The following is a 19430-nucleotide window of genomic DNA, read 5'->3' on the forward strand; positions in this document are numbered from 1 at the left end:
ATGGTTTGTTATGGAGCCGCATTTTGGTTAAGAGTCTTTTAATGAAGATTTACAGTGGTGGGTATTAAATCAAAAACCCCGACAATTTCGGGGCTTTGATGATCATTGGTCTATTTGGAAGTATTCAAAAATTTGGGTTTGATGACCAACATGGCCCATGCCCAGTTTTGGCTACTGGCGGCAGCATCCTCAGTGATACCCTTTAATTCATACATGCCATCATTGGCAAACATTTGGGAATAACCCAGTTGTAGGGAATAACCGTTGAATGCCTGCGAAAAAACAAGATCCAATTCTGTCCCCAACGATTTTTCCCCACTGGGCAATTCTTGTTCTCCACTAAAGTTAAGTGCCTTGACCATTAAGCTAGATTTCTCCCCAAGTTTGAAATTGGCACTCACATGAACATCGAACAATCCAACTGAATTGGCATGATTTCCTACGTAGAAATAATCCATAAATCCATTGAATTTATGATTGGTGCCGTAAAGGGGGAAAAAGGCTTCCATTTTATCCCCAGTACTGGTATCGTTGCCACTTATCATTTCCAATCCCGCCCCTAGGGCAACTTTGGCGGAGGCCTTGTATTTAAAATCAAGTCCCAACAAATAGGCGCCACCTACATCAACTGCACCTTGTCTTTCCCCAGTTTGAATAAAAGCGTTCAAAGCAGCCCCGAAACTTCCCTTTTTATAATCTAAATGTGTGCCTAGGGTCTGTAAATTGCTTATACCGTCAGGCGTTGTGCCATCAACTTCAAAATTCTGGAAGCCATTGTTCAACATCAAAAGACTTCCGTTAAGATTTTTCCAACCTTGTTTTAGGTATAGGTATTGCATTGTTTTATAGGAGAAGAACCCAGTAGTGTTATAGGCATTCCCAACCGATTGAAAGCCACTTGGGTTATCATAGTCTTGACTAAATGCCAAGCCAAGATCCAACTGAAAACTCCCTATGGCGTATTTTAAAATTGCGGCATCGTGATTACGTCCCTGTTGTGTCCAGCCAACACTGCCCATTATTCGCTGATCGTCGTAGTCCAAGGTCTGTCTTCCCAATTTGGCGGAAAAATTACTTCCCAAATTTATATCTGCCCAGGCCTCGAAAACGGCGAAGGAATTATTCTCATCATCTGGTAGAAGCTGTCTGTTTTCGCCCCATACCATGACGTCTTGAAGGCTTAGGTAAAAGGTATACGCATCAATGACATAGCCAGCATTTAATCGCATACGGGTTGAAACCCCAAAACCGGCATCTGCATCATCGGCAATTATACTGCCAAAACCGTGACGTAATTCGGTTCGAGGTCTAAATTCTCCATCCAAAGTAAACTGTGCTCTGGCAATTGATCCATAAAGGGATATTAGGGTAAATAAAATATATATTGGTTTCATCTGTAGATAGGTATTTATTAGTTTAGGAGTAGAACCAGTAAACATAAGAATAAAATTGCCATTAATCGTCCAGGTTCCTGTAAAGAATTATTGTTTCCTGTGTCGTATTTTGATCAGAATTACGGAATGAAATAATCGCAAATATCCATTCCGTATTCTGTTTTAAATTTCAGTGGTTTTTCGGGTTAAAGTGCCACAATGGGCACAGCAGATAATTCCCATTTATTTATCGACTCCTGATAATATAAGCTCTGCCTTAGTTTCTTCAATAACAGCCATTTCATCGGCCGTAGCAAACTTAATAGCTAGGGATAGAAGGGCTGCTAATACTATAAATCCTCCTATTACAAAAAATCCGCTGGATACTGCAGAAGCGGCAGCGGTAGTCTGGGCAGCCTTTACAGCCTGCTCGCCCAATTCGCTGTTGGCGGCTATGGCAGCACTTTCGGCCACGGCCGATTTGGATTTTAATAACATGGCGGCCAAAAAGGCTCCAACGTTTCCTCCTGCCCCAACAATTCCGGAAATAGATCCTATTGCCTTCTTGTTAATAAAGGGCACAACTGAGAAAGTGGCGCCTTCTGCCATTTGTACGGTAAGACTAAAAGCTATCAAAAATATCATGCCAAATACCAGACTGGTGGTCACTGAAAAGATGGAAAGCATTAGGCCCTCCGTAGCCAAAATCAAGGCAAGAAAAATTACCCTACCACGTAATCCTCGTAATTTGCCGAATAGATCGCCGAAATAGCCCCCTAATGTCCGGGCAAAAATATTCATAAGGGCAAACGACAATACCAAATTTCCTGCCGTAGAACGATCCAGGCCAAATCTATTCTGAAGATAATCGTCCATGGTACCATACACTGTTAATTCTATTCCAAAACAAGCCGCGTAAACTAGAAACAAGATCCAGACCCTGTAATCCTTTAATGTGCTCAAGAAGGATACTTCATCTTTCTTTAAATTAGGCATTTTACCTGCCAGCTTCAATTCTTTAAAATTGCCTTCAGGCGTATCCCTGGTAAAGAAGTAATATATAAGTCCCATTGAGAAGCAAATAACCCCGGCAATTACCATAGAATATCTCCAGGCAACTTCATCCGCAATTCCAAAACTAACAACTCCTGCTGCGATCAATGGCATTCCCAAACGGTTGGCCCCTCCACCTAGATTTCCCCAGCCTGCAGACGTAGCATTTGCCGTACCTACTATATTGGGAGCGAACATTATAGAAGTATGGAATTGGGTTATTACGAAAGAAGCGCCAATAAAACCAATAAATAACCTACAAATTAGAAATTGTAGCGGCGTTTGTACAAAACCTAGAAGTATAACAGGGATGGAACCTAGAATCAATAAATAGGTATAGCATAATCTAGGACCATATTTATCACATAATTTTCCAATTAACAAACGGGCAAATACGGTTCCCGAAACAGCCAAAATAATGGAATTCCACTTTTGCGTTGGGGTCAATCCCAAGTCTTTAACAACATCGGGCATAAAAGGAACGATACCGAACCATGCAAAAAAACAAATGAAAAAGGCTATTGAGGTAATCCAAAACGTACGTATTGGTATACTCCTCAAGTTTAAAAGTTCTAATTTCGTAGCTTTAGCAGAGACAAATTCTTTCATAACTGAATTGTTTATAGGATTAGTTATTTCGTTTAACAATTCAAAAATACGTATTTCTACGTATTATTACTTATTATTTTTACGTAATACTGAAAATAAGTAGTGTTTTTATGAAGGTGGGAAAATATTAAGCTTGCGATTGTGAAATTGTAATTAATTAGTTAGTCCTGTTGCCATATTGTAAATGTGAGGTTTTAGTTTGATACCTAATAGTAGAGTGCACGTTGGATTTCCTCTTCAAAAAAGGATGGATGTTCGGCTACTACTTCCCCAACAACTATTATTCCAGGTTGTGCAATATCGATTTGGTCAACAAGGGAGCCTGCATCTTTTAGAAGTCCAGTTAAACAGGTTTCGTTCTCAACAGTTCCATTTTGAATAACGGCAAAAGGGGTTAGTCCATTTCTATTCTCAGCAATTTTATCAGCTATTTCCAAAAATCTACGTACTCCCATTAATATGATCATGGTAGCAGATGACTTGGCAGCAAGCTCCAGATCTTCGGAAAAGGAGCCATCGCGTTTTGTGGCTGTCATCACCCAAAAGCTGCTGCTTATTCCCCGTCTGGTTACCGGAATTCCCTGGCTGGCAGGAACGGCTATGGCACTGGTTACCCCTGGCACCACTGTTACAGGTATACCGAATGATTCCACGTATTCCAATTCTTCACTGGCTCTACCGAATACAAAAGGATCGCCTCCCTTTAATCGCACAACATGTCCGTGGATAAAGGCTTTTTCTACTATTAATTTATTAATCTCCTCTTGGGTTAGGGAATGCTCTCCACATCTTTTCCCTACATAGATTTTGGGAATATCCGGATTTAGTTCCTGAAGTAAATCCGTACTTATAAGAGCATCATATAAGATTACATCGGCATCTTCCAATGTTCTGTATCCTCTAATGGTAATAAGGTCGCTACTTCCCGGACCAGCACCTACTAAACTAACTTTTGGGTCTTTGGATATACTCATGATTTCTACTTTTTTAGATGTGCAATTAAGAATTTCGCAACAAACCTACGTATTTATTTTCATAAAAACATATAAATATTACGTAATTATACGTAATATTGCTACGTAACATTTAATAGTATACGTATGAAGACCGTAATTGTAGTTGGAAATGGAATGGTTGGATACAAATTCTGTGAGAAATTTGTTTCCAAAGTTGACCAAGACTCCTTTAAGCTAATTGTTTTCGGAGAAGAACCAAGAGTGGCCTATGATAGGGTACATTTAAGCGAGTATTTTGAAAATGGTGATGCGGAGCGTTTATCCATGGCTCCTAGAGAATGGTACCAGGAAAATAACATTGAACTTTATACCAATGAGAGGGTAACGGATATTCACAGAAATTCAAAAACAATAACAACGCTAAGCGATAAGACCTTTAATTATGATTACCTGGTTTTGGCAACAGGCTCGAGTCCTTTTGTTCCACAAATAAATGGAGTGGATAAGGATGGTGTGTTCGTATATAGGACCATAGAGGATTTGGAAGATACCCTTGCTTATGCCGAAAAGATAAAACAAACCGTTGCCAAACCGAAGGCGGCCATATTAGGAGGTGGATTATTGGGTCTAGAAGCGGCCAAGGCCGTAATGGACATGGGATTGGAGCCCCATGTGATTGAATTTGCTCCTAAATTAATGCCAAGACAATTGGATACCAGGAGTAGTAAGGTACTTCAAGTAAAACTGGAGTCTATGGGAATCAATATTCATTTGAGCAAAGCAACCAATCAAATTCTAGGCAATGGCCATGTCATAGGAATGGAGTTTGGGGAAGATGACTTACTTAATGTAGATATGTTGGTGATTTCAGCAGGAATAAGACCTAGGGACGAATTGGGAAAAAGTTGCGGCCTTAAAATGGGTACCAGAGGTGGTATAGTGGTGGATAATAAAATGAGAACTTCAGACCCCAGTATTTTTGCTATTGGGGAAATAGCCCTTTATAACCAAATGATCTATGGTCTGGTTGCTCCGGGATACGAGATGGCAGGTGTTGCAGTAGATCAAATTCTAGGTAATGAAGAAACCCTTATGGCAGCAGAAATAGATATGTCCACCAAACTTAAATTGATCGGTGTGGACGTAGCCAGTTTTGGGACGCCATTTATGCCAGCAGAAAAAGGTCACTCCATTATTTTTGAAAACAAAACAGAAAGCCTTTATAAGAGAATCAATGTAAGTCATGACGGTAAAAAACTTTTAGGGGGGATCCTGGTAGGTGATGCCAAAGATTACAACATGCTCTTGCAGATGTATCTGAATGAAATGCCTCTGCCCAAAAATCCAGAAAACCTTATTCTAGGAAGTCGAGGTGGTGAGGATGTGTCATTTGGCAGTGCCATGGATCTTCCGGATACGGCCGTGGTATGTTCCTGTGAAGCTGTGACCAAAGGTCAAATATGTTGCTCGGTAAAAGATGATGGTAACGAAAGTGTAAAGGCCATTTCCAAAGCTACCAAGGCTACTACAGGTTGTGGCGGGTGTAAACCAATGGTAGTCGATCTAGTCAAGGAAACCCTTAAATCCTTGGGTAAAGTGGTAAAGGAATCCATTTGCGAGCATTTTGAATATTCTAGACAAGAACTGTATGATATTGTTAAACTGAGGAAAATTGAAGATTACGATTCCTTGTTGGACGGGGTTGGGAAAGGACATGGATGTGAAGTTTGTAAACCTGCAGTTGCCTCAATATTTGCCAGTATTTATAATGAAACTGCCAATAGGCAAGCAACTATTCAGGATACTAATGATCGATATTTGGCCAATATTCAAAGAAATGGAACCTATTCTGTTGTTCCAAGGGTGGCAGCCGGAGAAATTACCCCAAAACAACTGTTGGCCATTGGTAGAATAGCTCAAAAATATGATTTGTATACCAAAATTACGGGCGGGCAGCGTATAGACATGTTCGGCGCACAATTACACGAATTACCCCTTATATGGGAAGAATTGATAGCAGAAGGTTTTGAAACCGGTCAGGCCTACGGCAAATCACTACGTACCGTTAAAAGTTGTGTAGGTTCTACCTGGTGCCGATATGGGATGGATGAAAGTGTGACATTTGCCATAGATATCGAGAACCGTTACAAGGGCATACGCTCCCCTCATAAAATTAAGGGAGGTGTTTCCGGATGTATTAGGGAATGTGCAGAGGCCAGGAATAAAGATTTCGGTTTTATCGCTGTTGAAGGTGGATGGAACGTATATATATGTGGCAATGGTGGAGCCAATCCACAACATGCACAATTGCTTGTCGAAAAGGTAGACAAGGTAACTGCCACAAAATATGTGGACCGATTCTTAATGTACTATATACAGACCGCTCCTCCCCTAACCCGTACAGCTGCCTGGTTGGATAAACTGGAAGGTGGTATAGATTATGTGAAAGATGTGGTTATCAACGATTGTCTCGGTATTGCGGAAGAATTGGATATGGAAATGCAACATTTGGTGGATACTTACAAGTGCGAATGGAAAGAGGCCGTTGAAAATCCTGAAATAAGGGCAAGGTACACTCATTTTGTAAATGCCGAAGAAGCCGATGACACTATCGAATTTGTTTCCTTAAGAGAGCAGAAAATGCCGAAAGCGTGGGCTTAGTAGTGGTCAGGGACAATAGGTCCCCAAGTAAAGTACAATGTTGAACAGCAGGTACAACACAGTTGTAACCTCTCTAAAATAACTAGAAATGATTTCAATTTTAAACACTTACGAAGCAGTGGAGCCAGAAAAAGTGAGTCTTTGGTTTAAGGCGGCCCCTGTAGAAAAATTTCCAGAAAATGGTGGTGCTTGTGTAAAATACAAGGATAAACAAATTGCAGTTTTTAATTTTACAAGGGAAGGGACATGGTATGCATGCCAAAATTTATGTCCCCATAAGATGGAAATGGTGTTGTCCAGGGGAATGATAGGGGAAGACCAAGGCGAGCCCAAAGTAGCCTGTCCCCTGCATAAAAATTCCTTTTCATTAAAAACGGGCAAGCATCTAAATGGGGATTTGAATAGCATAGCAACATATCCGGTTAAAATAGAGAACGACTTTGTTTATATTGGTTTTTCTGAATAGCTTTGGAAAAAACCAATATCGAACATGGCCTCAGAAAAACTAAAAAATGCCTTTCACTTATTTGACAAGGCAAATGAAAATGATCCGAATAAGGAGATGTGGCAGGGTCAGGAATATCCAAAGGAGTTACTGTACGCCATCAGAATGACCGAGAAGTTAAATAGGTATGCTCCGGAAGCACCGGAATCGCTACAACTTACCGCTAGATGTCAGCATATTCAAAGGTGGGAAATTCCTAGGGAATCCTATGAAATGAACAGAACCGGCTATTTAAAATGGCGACAGGACCTAAAAAAGTTTCATGCTCAGAAGGCGGGTGCCATCCTTAGGGAAGTGGGTTATGATCAAGAAATGATAAATAAGGTAGCTTTTTTATTGGAAAAGAAGCAACTTAAAAAAAATTCGGAGACACAGACCTTGGAAGATGTTATATGCCTTGTCTTTCTGGAGTTCTATTTCGAGCCATTTTCGCATAAATATCCCGAGGAAAAATTAATTGAAATCCTTCAAAAAACATGGCGAAAAATGTCCGATAAAGGGCATCAAGCTGCATTAAAGCTACCCTTGTCCAAGGATTCCCTAGACTTGATAGGCAGAGCACTTAAGGGATAAGGGCTAATTTTTATCAATACTATTTGGGAATGAAAGACGATAAATACCTTGCACCATTGGACACAAGTACTTTCCTAAGAATAAGGAAGTGGTATTTGTTTGCCTTGGCTACTATCGCTTTGAGCATTATCGTTGCCCAAATATTGATACAACACCATTTAAATTCCCAATTAAATGATTCTAAAGTAATCAACGTTGCAGGTAGACAAAGGGCCTATAGTCAAAAATTGACCAAGGAAGTATTGCTATTGAAGGAATTGTCCAATACTGAACAGCAAAATCAAATAATCACAGAATTGAGGGAAACCTTGTCCATTTGGAAAGATTCCCATCAAGCCCTGCAATTTGGTGATGTGTCCATGGGTATTTCAAAAGGAGAGAACGAGGAGATAAAAGTTCTTTTTCAAAATATAAACCCCCACTATAATGCCATGGTAGGTGCCGTTGAGGATATTTTAACGGATTTTGAGGCAACCGGTACTTCAATTCCAAACCAATTACAGGTTAATATCCTCTTGGAGAATGAACGTAACTTCTTGAATATGATGGATATCATCGTTAATAAATATGATGAGCTAAGTAAAACACATTTACAGGATTTAAAGTTTAAAGAATATCTATTATTGGCTATTTCCCTTCTGATTCTGCTGCTGGAGATAGTTTTCATTTTTAAACCCCTTTCCGTTCAGATTAGAAATACGATCAAGAATTTGATAGTCGCCCAAAAGAAATCGGAAGAAAGTACCAAGGAGATTAAAAAGCTATTCCAGGAAAAGGAAAAATCGTTACAGGAGTTACAGGAACTTAATTTTGTGATAGACAACGCCGCCCTTTTCGCAAGCGCCAAGCAAGATGGTAATGTTGTTTTTATCAGTAAAAAGTTCAATGAACTTTTGGGACGTACCGATCAGGATATAAATAGGCCGTTGTACGAAATGTTGACTACGGATGAGGGACAGCAACAATACCTCATGGAGGTATTAAAAAGCAATAGAAAAAATATCAGGACGGAGGAAATAAATATAAAGACTCCCAAAGGGGAGTCGCTCTGGTTGGATATGTCCATTATTCCCATGCACCAATCCAGCGCCCAGCAGTCAATACTAATATTGTGCTCCGATATTACCGAACGTAAACAGACCCAACTAAAAGTTGCCCAGTTAACCAAAGAGAATTATGAAAAGACCATGAGGCAAAAGCAGTTGCAGGCCAGCCAGATTGTTGAAGGTCAGGAAGAGGAGCGTAAACGAATAGCTAAAGATATCCATGATGGAATTGGACAAATGTTAACGGCCCTGAAATTTAATATAGAATCTATTAATTTAACCAATAAGGAAAAAACGGCCGAGAAAATAGAATATATTAAAAGTCTTGCCAGTGATTTGATCAAAGGAGTACGTACCGCTACTTTTAACCTTACCCCTCCAGAGTTAAGTGATCACGGAATATTTCCCGCGCTACATAAAATGACCCATGAACTCTCCAAGCTTACCGGTAAAAATATACTCTTCGAAAACAAAACCGAGGAGAACATTCGCTTTAATTCTTTGGCAGAGACCAATATTTATAGGGTGGTACAAGAAGCAGTGAACAATGCCATAAAATACGCCGATGCCAACTATATTCTGGTTACCCTTAATTTTAATGACAATATTTTAAGTGTTGTTATTGACGATGACGGGAAAGGCTTTGACGATTCCATATTGGGAAAGGTACCCAAAAATAACAGTGAAGGAGGTATGGGTCTTTTCTTTATGAAGGAAAGGATGAACTATATCAACGGTCGCCTATTTATCAATTCCATCCCAGGAAAGGGCACCAGGGTCACCATTAACTACAAAACGGATAGGAAAGAATTGATTTCAAAGGATACCTAATTTATATCCTGTTCCGAAGTTTATTGGAATTGAAGTTTTTTATTATAGATTTCATTAAGTAAGGTGTTCTATGACAAAAAGTAATTATCTTAATTAAATTTTACTATGAAAATCAGGATCAAAGGGAACTCTATTCGCTTTAGACTTACCAAGATGGAGGTAGAAACCTTTAGTAGAGTTGGATTTTATGAAGAGAAGACAGAATTTAGGGACCAAATCTTTAAATATGTCTTGAAGAGCAAGGGAAAAATTCCCCACTTGGAAGCCGATTTTAAGAACGACACTATAACTATGTACCTGCCCGAAAAGGATAAATTGATCTGGGCAAATAGTGATCGTGTAGGATTTCAACATACCATTGTCATGGAAAATGGCAAGGAACTATTTCTACTTTTGGAAAAGGATTTTGTCTGTTTGGATGAAACTATTGAAGATCAATCCGATAATTATCCCAATCCTTTGCTTGTTAAACGGAAGTGAGTCCATTAATGTCTGTTGAAATATAACAAAATGTAACTTATTGAAACGGCGCATTGAATGAATGGTATAAATTTCTTTTTTATTCTATCTGAAGCACTTTATAAACTTCGTCTATTATTTTTTGTTGATCCGCTAAAACAATTAGTGTATCCTCACTCTCTATCTTAGTAGATCCACTAGGGGTAATAAATTTATTCCCCCTTTTGATCATGGCAATTATCGCATTTTTTGGAAAGCCCAATTCAACAATCTTTTTGTTGGCTGCATAACAGTCCGAACCTACGGCTATTTCCCTCATAATCGTCTTTGGATCTTCAGAAAACAATAGATCCGTAGGTGTTAGCTTCTTTGCTTTTTCAGGTATGGCAACGTCCAACCATTTAGCTACGATAGAGAGTGTGGTTCCTTGAATTAAAATAGAAGTCACCGATATGAAGAAAACTATATTGAATATCATGTGGGCTTTGTCTATTCCGGCCAAGAGTGGATAGGTGGCAAATACGATGGGCACCGCTCCACGCAAACCCACCCATGATATGTAAAAACGCCTTTTCATTCTCATTTTGAAAAAAATCAGACTGAGAAAAACACTGATAGGACGGGCAATCAAAATGAGGAATAACGAAATAAGCAGACCTATTCCGATGTATGGAATAATTTGAGACGGGAATACCAAAAGGCCCAGGGTAAGGAACAGCACTATTTGCATTAACCAGGCCAGACCATCGAACATTTTTAGAATTGTCTTCTTATGTATCAAATCTTGATTGCCCAGATAAACGGCGCAAATATAAATGGCAAGAAAACCATTTCCGCCAACAAAGTTGGTTGCAGAAAATGTAACGAACATCAAGGCTATTACTAAAACCGGGTAGAGACCCTCAAAGTCGAGCTTAAGGCCATTGATTATATATTTACTCAGTTTGCCAAAACCGAAACCTGCTGCTCCACCCAAGATCATCTGCTGTAAAAACAATGGTATCATAGAAAAAACACTCTGGTCTTGATGAATCACCAAAGTCAAGAATGCAAGGGTTAGAACATAGGCCATTGGATCATTACTACCGCTTTCCAATTCCAGTGTAGGTCTAAGGTTAGTTTTTAAAGCCATGCTTTTGGATCGCAAAATAGAAAATACGGCAGCGGCATCCGTGGAGGACACAATTGACCCCAGTAGCATACTCTCGTATATGGTAAAATCGGTAATTAGCCAGACAAAGGTCCCCAATGAAAGGGCGGTGAATAATACTCCCAATGTCGACAGTACAAGCCCTTCCTTCAAAATAGGCTTAACAGTGCCCCAATTGGTATCCAGTCCTCCTGAGAACAATATAAAGTTAAGGGATACGATGCCAATGAATTGTGCAATTTTAGGGTCATCGAATCGGATTCCCCCAATGCCATCGGAGCCGGCCAGCATTCCAATCCCCAAGAACAATAATAAGGTAGGAACTCCAAATTTATAGGATGTCTTTCCGACAACTATACTTATAAATAGTAGTATAGAACCTACTAGAAGTATATTTTCAGTGGTTATATTCATTTAGGTGGAATTAAAACAGGTTTCCACAAAAATAGGAGTTCTTATCTACGATCTTAATTAAAATACACCAATGTTTAAATTTTAATAGAACAATCCAAACTGGATGCTTTTGCCCCGTTAGATAGATTTGGCTCCTACACCGTAAATTAATCTACTGAAAATCAAAAAAAGTGCACCACACAATAGCCACGCCGGAAGGGTTACAAATGATAGAAACACATTGAACTGAACTGATATAAAATAGAATAGCCCAAAGCTTATAGCCCATGCCAAAAATACCGCCTTATTGTATTTTATATTTGCTACTTCGGCGTAATTTTTGACAATTCCCGCCTGTTTATGGAAAAAATGCTCAAATACGATGATAGCGCCGAAGGGAGCTAAAATAAAACCGTAGAGTGCCACAAAGCCCAGTAATTTCATTGCAAATGCAGGAAAAAGTCCGGCAATTGTAGCCACGGATCCTGCAATTATAGTTACCCAAAAGGTGGATACCTTGGGCATAATGGCCTGAAAAGCGAGTCCGGCCCTATAAATGGTGGGGTTTGCGGTAGTCCATCCTGCCAGTACAACAGCAATAATTCCAAAAACACCTATGGCATTGTTGGCTAAAGGTCCGGGTGCTACTGTTGGCGCCTCTCCATTGTCAAGGAGGGTCTGCGCCTCTGGTGATCGTAGATAAACAGCGTATAGCAAGGCAGCAGCTATCCAAGCCATGTAGTGGCCTACATACATCCCAGCTGCTGTGGTCCAACCAGAACTTGGGTTTTTGGCAAAACGGAAAACCGAGAGATCGGACATACCGATGTGCATGGCGGCATTGGCAAACCATGACCAGATAACGACATGCCAAAAAGTATACTTGATCTGTCCAGGAAAGGGTTCTGAACCTTCGCCCCAGATAGCCCAGAATTCCGAGAAGTTTTTAACTCCCAATTGATTTAGTGCTACAATACCACAGGCCAGAAAGGCCAAGACAATGACCGGGGACATCCAATTGGCAGCTTTGGATACAGTGTCGTAGCCTTTGGATGCAATTAACGATATAACAGCTCCAATTAGAATTACAATGATTATCCAAGTTGGTCCATTAGGGGTGGTATCGGTTAGTTTGGGCATTTCCATATTAAAAGGTATACCTACGGCGGTTGCCGATACCGTTATCATAGCCCCGGCCAAGAAACAAAATAGTATGCCGTTTGCAAGATTGTATCCCGTCACTAATTTTTTTCCGCAGATCTTCTCCATCTGATAATAAAGGGTCAACCTATTTTTAACGGCAATCTCAGCGGTTAGAAAACGCCAACTTAACACGGCCAAGAAATTTCCAAGCAACAAGCCAATGATCAAATCAAAAGCACTTACACCTGCTGTCAAGAACAAAGGCCCTATTACAAACTCTGTTCCTGCTGCGTGTTCCCCCGCGTACATGCCCAAAAAGCTCTTCCATCCTTTTAATTTGGATTGCGGTACGGGCTCCCTTTCAAATTCCCCTCCTGCTATTTCTTGGATTATTTCCTCTTCAATATGGTATTGTGTCATGGTGGTTGGTTATTATTATGGTTTTAGTGTCCGTTTATATATTCAATACCTCCTAAGGTACTTAAGGTTTGCAACTAAGCTAGTTGATAATTGTTTATTAGGTTAATTGCCACTAATTATTGTATTGAAATTGGTTCATGTTTTTTTAAAGAATAATTTTTTTTCAGGAACTTGGGCTCCAAGGTAACATCCGAAATAACAATAGCTGCTCCCAAAGCTGACCCCAAAGAGGAATCCGTGGTGCTCAGTTTCATATCCATTAAATATTGTGAGAGTAATTGAATATAAACTTCGTTATCACTAAAGCCTCCATCAACATAAAGTCTCCCGATTTTTTCATCGCCAATCGCCGATCTTATACTTTTAACTTGTAACAGCACCAGTTCCAACATCAGCTGATGATAGGCATACTCAAATTTATCATATTCAATATTGGTCTTTTTAGGCATGTTTTCGGATGTAATACTAGTCCATTTATACATGTGCACAAAGTCCTTATTGATTTCAATAAAGGTATCCTGATTAAATTTTACGGTCCTGTGGTAGTCCTCCGGGACGTTATAAAGGGCGGAAAGTGCCTTAACTTGAAGTTTGTATTCGTTGCCTAGAAAAAGTGTTGAGACTTTTACAGGACTGCCATCTATTCGCATGTTAAAAAGACAACCGTTATAAATATCGTCCATGGTCAACATTCCCTTATTGAATGGATTTATGGAGATACTCCAGGTCCCGGTAGAAACCAACAAAAACGGCTTGCCAATACTTCGGATATAGGGTAGAAGAGCTGATGAACTATCGTGGATACCGGCCCCCATTTGAATGATTTTGCCCTTGTAATTTATGGGGATTGTAACCCGGGTTGAAGCAATAGGGGGCAATTTTTCATTTATTTTCTCTTGATACACCCAAGCATGATAGTCCTTCTTTTCATAATCCCAAAGCATGGTATGGCAGCCTATGCTTGTATATTCGTTTACAGGAACACCGGTAAACAAATAGCTAAGGTATTGGGGCAGGTGTAGTGAATATTTTATCTTATCATATACCTCTGGCCTTGCATATTTTAACCAGTATAGATGCATGCCAGTATTCAACATACCCACTTTCTGGGACCCTGTTGATCTGGAAAGTTCATTTTCAGGACCATATTTGTCATAGAATGTATCATACACTTCAGCCTTTAATGGCTTCATATAATTGTAAAGGGGAGTAAGTACTTTCCCATTTTCGTCAATGTGGACCAAACTTGCTCCGTAACATGAAAAGTTTAAGGCTATTATCTCAAATTCGGATGAATCCATCATTCTATCGAACACTTCTTTGGCCCATGCAACCAGAGCTTCCAAATTTTCCGTAGGATAGCCGTCCTCATCCGTAATTTCCTCGAACCGATTATACTCCCGATACACCTCTTGAAAATCCGTGTCAAATAGAAAGAATTTTTTATTGGTTCTTCCAATGTCAAATACGGCTGTGACCTTTTTTTTCATTTTGGTACAGTTATAATCCGGATGCTACAGAATGTTTACCTCTTTCCTTTATCAATGTTTCCCTTACCCTAAGTGATCGATAGGCGTTAATGGGGGAAATTGCTCCTCCTCTGTTACGCCTTGCTTCTTGCAATAAAGGTCGCACATCCGTGCGATAGGCATTCTGAAGTATCTCTTGACAGCGAACTACATCGTTTTCTATTTGTGCCAACCTTAATTGGTCCTGGTCTATCAAAAGCGCCTTGGCATATGCTTCTTGGATGGCTTCCAAAGATTGGATCAAATCCTCCAATGGGTCTTTAATATTATGACTGGCATCGATCATCCAAGCGGGATATGGATTTTGGGGATTATTGTTCATCCCGTAGACCAATTCGTTAAAAATCAAAAAGAGGGCATAAGGTTTAATGCTGCCAACTGTTATATCATCGTCGCCATACTTGCTGTCATTAAAATGAAAGCCTCCCAGTTTGCCCTTCATCATCAAGGTGGCAACGATCTGTTCAATATTGCTATTGGGCAAATGATGTCCCAGATCTACCAAGGTGTATGCTTTTTCCCCACATTCGTTGGCCAACATAAAAGAAGTGCCCCAATCTTGAATAACAGTACTGTAAAAATTGGGTTCATAAGGCTTGTATTCAATAAACAGCTTCCAATCCTCCGGCAAAGCCTTATAAATATCCTTCAGACTATCCTGAGTGTTTTGCAGAGCGTTTTGAAAATTGTTCTGCCCTGGGAAATTGGCACCATCGGCCAGCCATACCGTTAGACTTTTAGATCCCAATTTGTTGCCAATATTAATAACGTCAATATTGTGTTGTATAGCCTGTTCCCTAATGGTCTTGGTCCTATTGCTCAGCGATCCGAACCTATAGCTTTCCTTGGCATTTTTTTGATCTTGAAAAGTGTTAGAGTTTACCGCGTCGAAAATGATATCATGGGAAGCCGCCAACTGTTTAATTGCTTCGTAATCTTTCGGTACGTCCCAAGGAATATGTAGCGAAATGGCTCCTGCAGTTTGGGTGAGTGCGTGTAATATACCTACGTCATCTATTTTTTGTTCCAAACTCCCGGGTTCTCCATGAAAAGAAAATCTACCAAATCTGGTTCCTCCCGCGCCCAATGCCCAGCTTGGAACAGCTACTTGAAACTGGGCCAACTTATTGATGATTTCGACTACATCATGACCATCTTTCAACAAGTTATTCGATAAGAAATCCAATTTTTCCTGTTGCGATTTTAAATCTTTCCGATCGTTTTCTTTTATTATATCTTTATCTATTCTCATTGTATTTCCTATTAGCAATAGACCTGCCGGACATTATTGGTCCGACAGGTCCTGAACAACTAAATTAACTATCTATCTTACAAAGGCATTGGCCATTCCGCCATCTACATTGATAATGTTACCTGTTGATTTATCCAATACAGCCACTAAGGCATATACACCATTAGCAATATCTTCGGGATATATGATTTCGTTTAAGAGATTTCTTTTGGCGTAATGTGCTGGCAGTTCATCTACGGTAATTCCGTAGGCCTTGGCCCTACCTTCTGCCCATTCACCTTCCCAAATCTTACTGCCGACTATCACTCCGTCGGGGTTTACTGTGTTCACACGGATCTTGTCCCCGCCCAATTCGGCGGCCAATAAACGGGCCATATGTTGCTGCGCGGCCTTTGCCGTTCCATATCCTACATTGTTTGGGCCTGAAACTAGACCGTTCTTACTAGCTATACTTATAAAGTCCCCTCCCAGACCTTGTTGGCGCATAATCGCCACTACTTGCTTGGCCAGTTCAAATTGTCCTTTCACCAAAACTTCCTGCAATATGTCCCAATCCTTTTCCGTGGTCTCTCCCAGGGGTTTGGAAATTGCCAAACCGGCACTGTGTACCACTATATCCACTCCACCGAACTCAAGACAAGCTTTTTTATAGGCCTCGGCAATAGATGCGCTTTTGGTGACATCACAAACAGCATAACTAGCCGTATCCGATTTGTAAGTGCCTACGGCTTCTATTAACCGATCCTCGGCAATATCGGTCAATACCACATTGGCACCTTCCACAGCCAATTTGTCGGCAATTGCCTTACCTATACCGCCACCTGCTCCGGTAACCAAAGCTACTTTTCGGGATAAGGGCTGTTCTTTCGGCATACGTTGCAATTTGGCCTCTTCTAGCAACCAATATTCAATATCAAAGGCTTCCTGTCTTGGCAAAGAGGTATATTCGGTAATGGCCTCCGCACCCCTCATTACGTTAATGGCATTGATATAAAATTCACTTGCTACCCTAGTGGTCTGTTTGTTTTTGGCAAAACTGAACATTCCTACCCCAGGGTAGATAATAATTACAGGATTAGGGTCGCGCATTGCAGGACTATTATCCCGTTTACAGGTATCGTAATATTTTTTGTATTCGTTTCTGTAAGCCTCAAAGGCAGGTTTCAATTTGCTCAGTACGGCCTCATTATTGGTGATATCCTCATTCTTATCCAGCTCCAGAACCAAAGGCTGGATCTTTGTTCTTAGAAAATGATCTGGACAAGAGGTACCCATTGGGGCCAAACGTGCCAAATCATTACTGTTGATATATTCCATGACCACTTCACTATCAGTAAAATGACCGATCATTCTATTCTCGGAAGAACAAAGCCCTCTTAGCAGAGGCATTAATTGAGAGGCTTTTTCAACGCGTTCCGCTTGGGGCAGACTATCCAATTTTTGCCCACCAAAAACGCTTCCTTTTTCTTCAATTTTTTTTGCAATATACTCCGAGGCCGTTTCAATCACTTCCAAGCTATTGATATAACATTCATAGGAAGTATCGCCCCAGGTAAAAAGTCCGTGGCTCCCCAAAACTATTCCCCTTATTCCAGGATTATCGTTCAGACATTTTTCCAATTGCAGGCCTAGGTCAAAGCCCGGTCTTTGCCATGGCACCCAACCCATGGTATCACCCCAAATTTCTTTGGTAACCTTTTCGCTATCCTTGGCCGCGGCAACCGCTATTAGGGCATCAGGATGCAAATGGTCAATATGTTTAAAAGGAAGTAGGCCGTGCAAAGGGGTGTCAATGGAGGGTGCCTTACTATCCAAGTCGTAGATACAGTGTTCGAAAAGGCCTACCATTCGGTCCTCATCAGCAAGACCGCCATAGACGTTTTTCAAATTTCTTAATCTTTCGGTGTAAAGACCTGCTATTCCAGCCTTGTTCAATGTACCAATATCGCCCCCGGAACCCTTGATCCACATTACCTCTACCTCTTCATTGGTCAGTGGATCCTTTTCCATGGTCTTGCAACTAGTATTTCCTCCTCCGTAATTGGTAATACGTAGATCCGCTCCCAGGATATTGGACCTATATAAAAACAGCTCTACCTGATCGTCCCCTAATTGATTGGCCTTATTCTCCTCCCAGAGATAATTAACATATTTGAAATTCTTTACCGATTGATTCATTTTTAATAGCTTGATAATTTTTATATTCGCTAAAGTATAATAGTGCCCTCGTGTTTCCATCCTGCACTGTACTGTAAAAAGCAATTTTTTTTATTTTATTTATTATTGTTGTGCAAGTAGGGGCTTAGGTAGGTCATGACAGGTCAATTTAATGAAATTAACGTTGCCTGCGATGAAATAAAAGTGGTAATCTCAGTTTATTATTCCAATATTAGCAATTATGTACAAGTATTTAAAGATCGACGATAATTCTCGGATTCCTAAGTATAGACAGATAGTAGATTCCATTATCACAAATATTTCCAATGGGAATTTGAAAATTGACGACAAAATCCCCTCCATAAATAGTTTTAGCGAAGAATATATTCTTTCCCGTGATACTGTTGAAAAAGCATATCAGATTTTGAAGGAGCGGAAAATTATTACCTCTATACGTGGAAAGGGGTATTATATTACTAGAACAAAACTGATATCCAAAGTCAACATTCTTTTTCTTGTTAATAAGCTAAGCGCCTATAAAATGCGTATTTACAATTCGTTTATTAATTCTATAGGAGGCAACTCCCATACGGACCTTCATATTTACCATTGTGACAATTCATTGTTCTTAAATATGATAGAGAAGAATATACAGGCGTACGATTATTACATCATTATGCCACATTTTAAGACTGATGATCTTAAGCATGTCAGTTATACTGAAGAGGCGGTCAAAGCAATAAATAGCATACCTAAGGATAAACTTATTGTAATGGACAACAATAATCTTCAAATTGAAGGTAATATCATTGAAATCTATCAAGATTTTGAGAATGATATCTACAATGCCTTAAAAGAAGGTTTGTCAAAGATATCCAAGTATGCGAAGTTGATTTTGGTGTATCCGGAGAATTCAGTTTATCCTTACCCAAGAAGAATTTTGCACGGGTTTCGTAAGTTTTGTGTAGAATTCAGAATCGACTTCGAGATTATCAATGAAGTATACGACGATATTATCCTAAAGAAGGGGGACCTTTTTATCACCATAGAGGAAACGGATTTGGTGAATTTGGTAAATCAAATCAGGGAAAAGGAGTTTATTTTGGGCGTGGAGATAGGGGTAATTTCCTATAACGATACCCCGCTAAAAGAGTTGTTGGGCATTACCTGTATTTCGACCGACTTCAAGGCCATGGGCGAAACGGCAGCGCGAATGATCCTGGACAAACAAAAGGGTAAAGTTAAAAATCCCTTTAATTTTATAGATCGGAATTCCATCTAGGAATCGCAACCAAGTTTCTTACCCATATCCTCACATTT

Annotated in this window: 14 protein-coding genes; 6 read left to right on the top strand and 8 right to left on the bottom strand. The window is 40.0% G+C overall.

Annotated features, from left to right (window positions below):
- Positions 1-110: 110 nt before the first annotated feature.
- From MWU84_RS03250 to cobA, 3 genes are all read right to left on the bottom strand, one after another.
- Positions 111-1394 carry an alginate export family protein gene (locus tag MWU84_RS03250; RefSeq protein ID WP_246898189.1) on the bottom strand — a complete coding sequence of 428 codons (1284 nt, stop codon included), beginning with the start codon at positions 1392-1394 and terminating at the stop codon, positions 111-113.
- Between the two features lie 222 nt (positions 1395-1616).
- A complete protein-coding gene (locus tag MWU84_RS03255; RefSeq protein ID WP_246898192.1) occupies positions 1617-3035 on the bottom strand; it encodes an MFS transporter in 1419 nt (472 codons plus the stop codon).
- Between the two features lie 206 nt (positions 3036-3241).
- Positions 3242-4009 carry a uroporphyrinogen-III C-methyltransferase gene (gene cobA, locus MWU84_RS03260; RefSeq protein WP_246898196.1) on the bottom strand — a complete coding sequence of 256 codons (768 nt, stop codon included), beginning with the start codon at positions 4007-4009 and terminating at the stop codon, positions 3242-3244.
- A gap of 126 nt (positions 4010-4135) precedes the next feature.
- On the opposite strand from cobA, the gene nirB reads away from it, so the two are divergent.
- The 5 genes from nirB (at position 4136) to MWU84_RS03285 (ending at position 10087) form a co-directional block, all read left to right on the top strand.
- Positions 4136-6652 carry a nitrite reductase large subunit NirB gene (nirB, locus tag MWU84_RS03265; protein WP_246898198.1) on the top strand — a complete coding sequence of 839 codons (2517 nt, stop codon included), beginning with the start codon at positions 4136-4138 and terminating at the stop codon, positions 6650-6652.
- A gap of 88 nt (positions 6653-6740) precedes the next feature.
- Entirely contained in the window at positions 6741-7118 is a 378-nt protein-coding gene (gene nirD / locus MWU84_RS03270) for a nitrite reductase small subunit NirD (protein WP_246898200.1), read from the top strand.
- Positions 7119-7142: 24 nt separating this feature from the next.
- A complete protein-coding gene (locus MWU84_RS03275) occupies positions 7143-7730 on the top strand; it encodes a DUF4202 domain-containing protein (protein ID WP_246898203.1) in 588 nt (195 codons plus the stop codon).
- 29 nt (positions 7731-7759) lie between these two features.
- Positions 7760-9607: an ATP-binding protein gene (locus MWU84_RS03280; RefSeq protein ID WP_246898205.1), complete on the top strand. Its 1848-nt coding sequence runs from the start codon at positions 7760-7762 to the stop codon at positions 9605-9607.
- Between the two features lie 105 nt (positions 9608-9712).
- A complete protein-coding gene (locus MWU84_RS03285; protein WP_246898207.1) occupies positions 9713-10087 on the top strand; it encodes a hypothetical protein in 375 nt (124 codons plus the stop codon).
- A gap of 79 nt (positions 10088-10166) precedes the next feature.
- Here the strand turns inward: MWU84_RS03285 and MWU84_RS03290 are convergent, their stop codons facing one another.
- The 5 genes from MWU84_RS03290 to MWU84_RS03310 all read right to left on the bottom strand — a co-directional run bounded on the left by MWU84_RS03290 (position 10167) and on the right by MWU84_RS03310 (position 18131).
- Positions 10167-11630: a potassium/proton antiporter gene (locus tag MWU84_RS03290; protein WP_246898209.1), complete on the bottom strand. Its 1464-nt coding sequence runs from the start codon at positions 11628-11630 to the stop codon at positions 10167-10169.
- A 117-nt stretch (positions 11631-11747) separates the two neighbouring features.
- On the bottom strand, positions 11748-13172 hold the full coding sequence (locus MWU84_RS03295; RefSeq protein WP_246898211.1) for a hypothetical protein: 1425 nt from the start codon (positions 13170-13172) through the stop codon (positions 11748-11750).
- 116 nt (positions 13173-13288) lie between these two features.
- Positions 13289-14662: an FGGY family carbohydrate kinase gene (locus MWU84_RS03300; RefSeq protein ID WP_246898213.1), complete on the bottom strand. Its 1374-nt coding sequence runs from the start codon at positions 14660-14662 to the stop codon at positions 13289-13291.
- A gap of 10 nt (positions 14663-14672) precedes the next feature.
- Positions 14673-15953 (bottom strand): sugar isomerase, encoded by a 1281-nt coding sequence (locus MWU84_RS03305; RefSeq protein WP_246898215.1) that lies wholly within the window; start codon positions 15951-15953, stop codon positions 14673-14675.
- Positions 15954-16025: 72 nt separating this feature from the next.
- Positions 16026-18131: a bifunctional aldolase/short-chain dehydrogenase gene (locus MWU84_RS03310; protein ID WP_246898217.1), complete on the bottom strand. Its 2106-nt coding sequence runs from the start codon at positions 18129-18131 to the stop codon at positions 16026-16028.
- A 220-nt stretch (positions 18132-18351) separates the two neighbouring features.
- Here MWU84_RS03310 and MWU84_RS03315 point away from each other — a divergent pair, with 220 nt between their 5' ends.
- Positions 18352-19392 (top strand): GntR family transcriptional regulator, encoded by a 1041-nt coding sequence (locus tag MWU84_RS03315; RefSeq protein WP_246898219.1) that lies wholly within the window; start codon positions 18352-18354, stop codon positions 19390-19392.
- Positions 19393-19430 lie beyond the last annotated feature (38 nt).

This window comes from Arenibacter sp. F20364, assembly GCF_023015905.1.
GTDB lineage: Bacteria > Bacteroidota > Bacteroidia > Flavobacteriales > Flavobacteriaceae > Arenibacter.

Coding starts and splice junctions, on each gene's coding strand:
- MWU84_RS03250 (WP_246898189.1), bottom strand. CDS start 1,394: ATGAAACCAATATATATTTTATTTACCCTAATATCCCTTTATGGATCA.
- MWU84_RS03255 (WP_246898192.1), bottom strand. CDS start 3,035: ATGAAAGAATTTGTCTCTGCTAAAGCTACGAAATTAGAACTTTTAAAC.
- cobA (WP_246898196.1), bottom strand. CDS start 4,009: ATGAGTATATCCAAAGACCCAAAAGTTAGTTTAGTAGGTGCTGGTCCG.
- nirB (WP_246898198.1), top strand. CDS start 4,136: ATGAAGACCGTAATTGTAGTTGGAAATGGAATGGTTGGATACAAATTC.
- nirD (WP_246898200.1), top strand. CDS start 6,741: ATGATTTCAATTTTAAACACTTACGAAGCAGTGGAGCCAGAAAAAGTG.
- MWU84_RS03275 (WP_246898203.1), top strand. CDS start 7,143: ATGGCCTCAGAAAAACTAAAAAATGCCTTTCACTTATTTGACAAGGCA.
- MWU84_RS03280 (WP_246898205.1), top strand. CDS start 7,760: ATGAAAGACGATAAATACCTTGCACCATTGGACACAAGTACTTTCCTA.
- MWU84_RS03285 (WP_246898207.1), top strand. CDS start 9,713: ATGAAAATCAGGATCAAAGGGAACTCTATTCGCTTTAGACTTACCAAG.
- MWU84_RS03290 (WP_246898209.1), bottom strand. CDS start 11,630: ATGAATATAACCACTGAAAATATACTTCTAGTAGGTTCTATACTACTA.
- MWU84_RS03295 (WP_246898211.1), bottom strand. CDS start 13,172: ATGACACAATACCATATTGAAGAGGAAATAATCCAAGAAATAGCAGGA.
- MWU84_RS03300 (WP_246898213.1), bottom strand. CDS start 14,662: ATGAAAAAAAAGGTCACAGCCGTATTTGACATTGGAAGAACCAATAAA.
- MWU84_RS03305 (WP_246898215.1), bottom strand. CDS start 15,953: ATGAGAATAGATAAAGATATAATAAAAGAAAACGATCGGAAAGATTTA.
- MWU84_RS03310 (WP_246898217.1), bottom strand. CDS start 18,131: ATGAATCAATCGGTAAAGAATTTCAAATATGTTAATTATCTCTGGGAG.
- MWU84_RS03315 (WP_246898219.1), top strand. CDS start 18,352: ATGTACAAGTATTTAAAGATCGACGATAATTCTCGGATTCCTAAGTAT.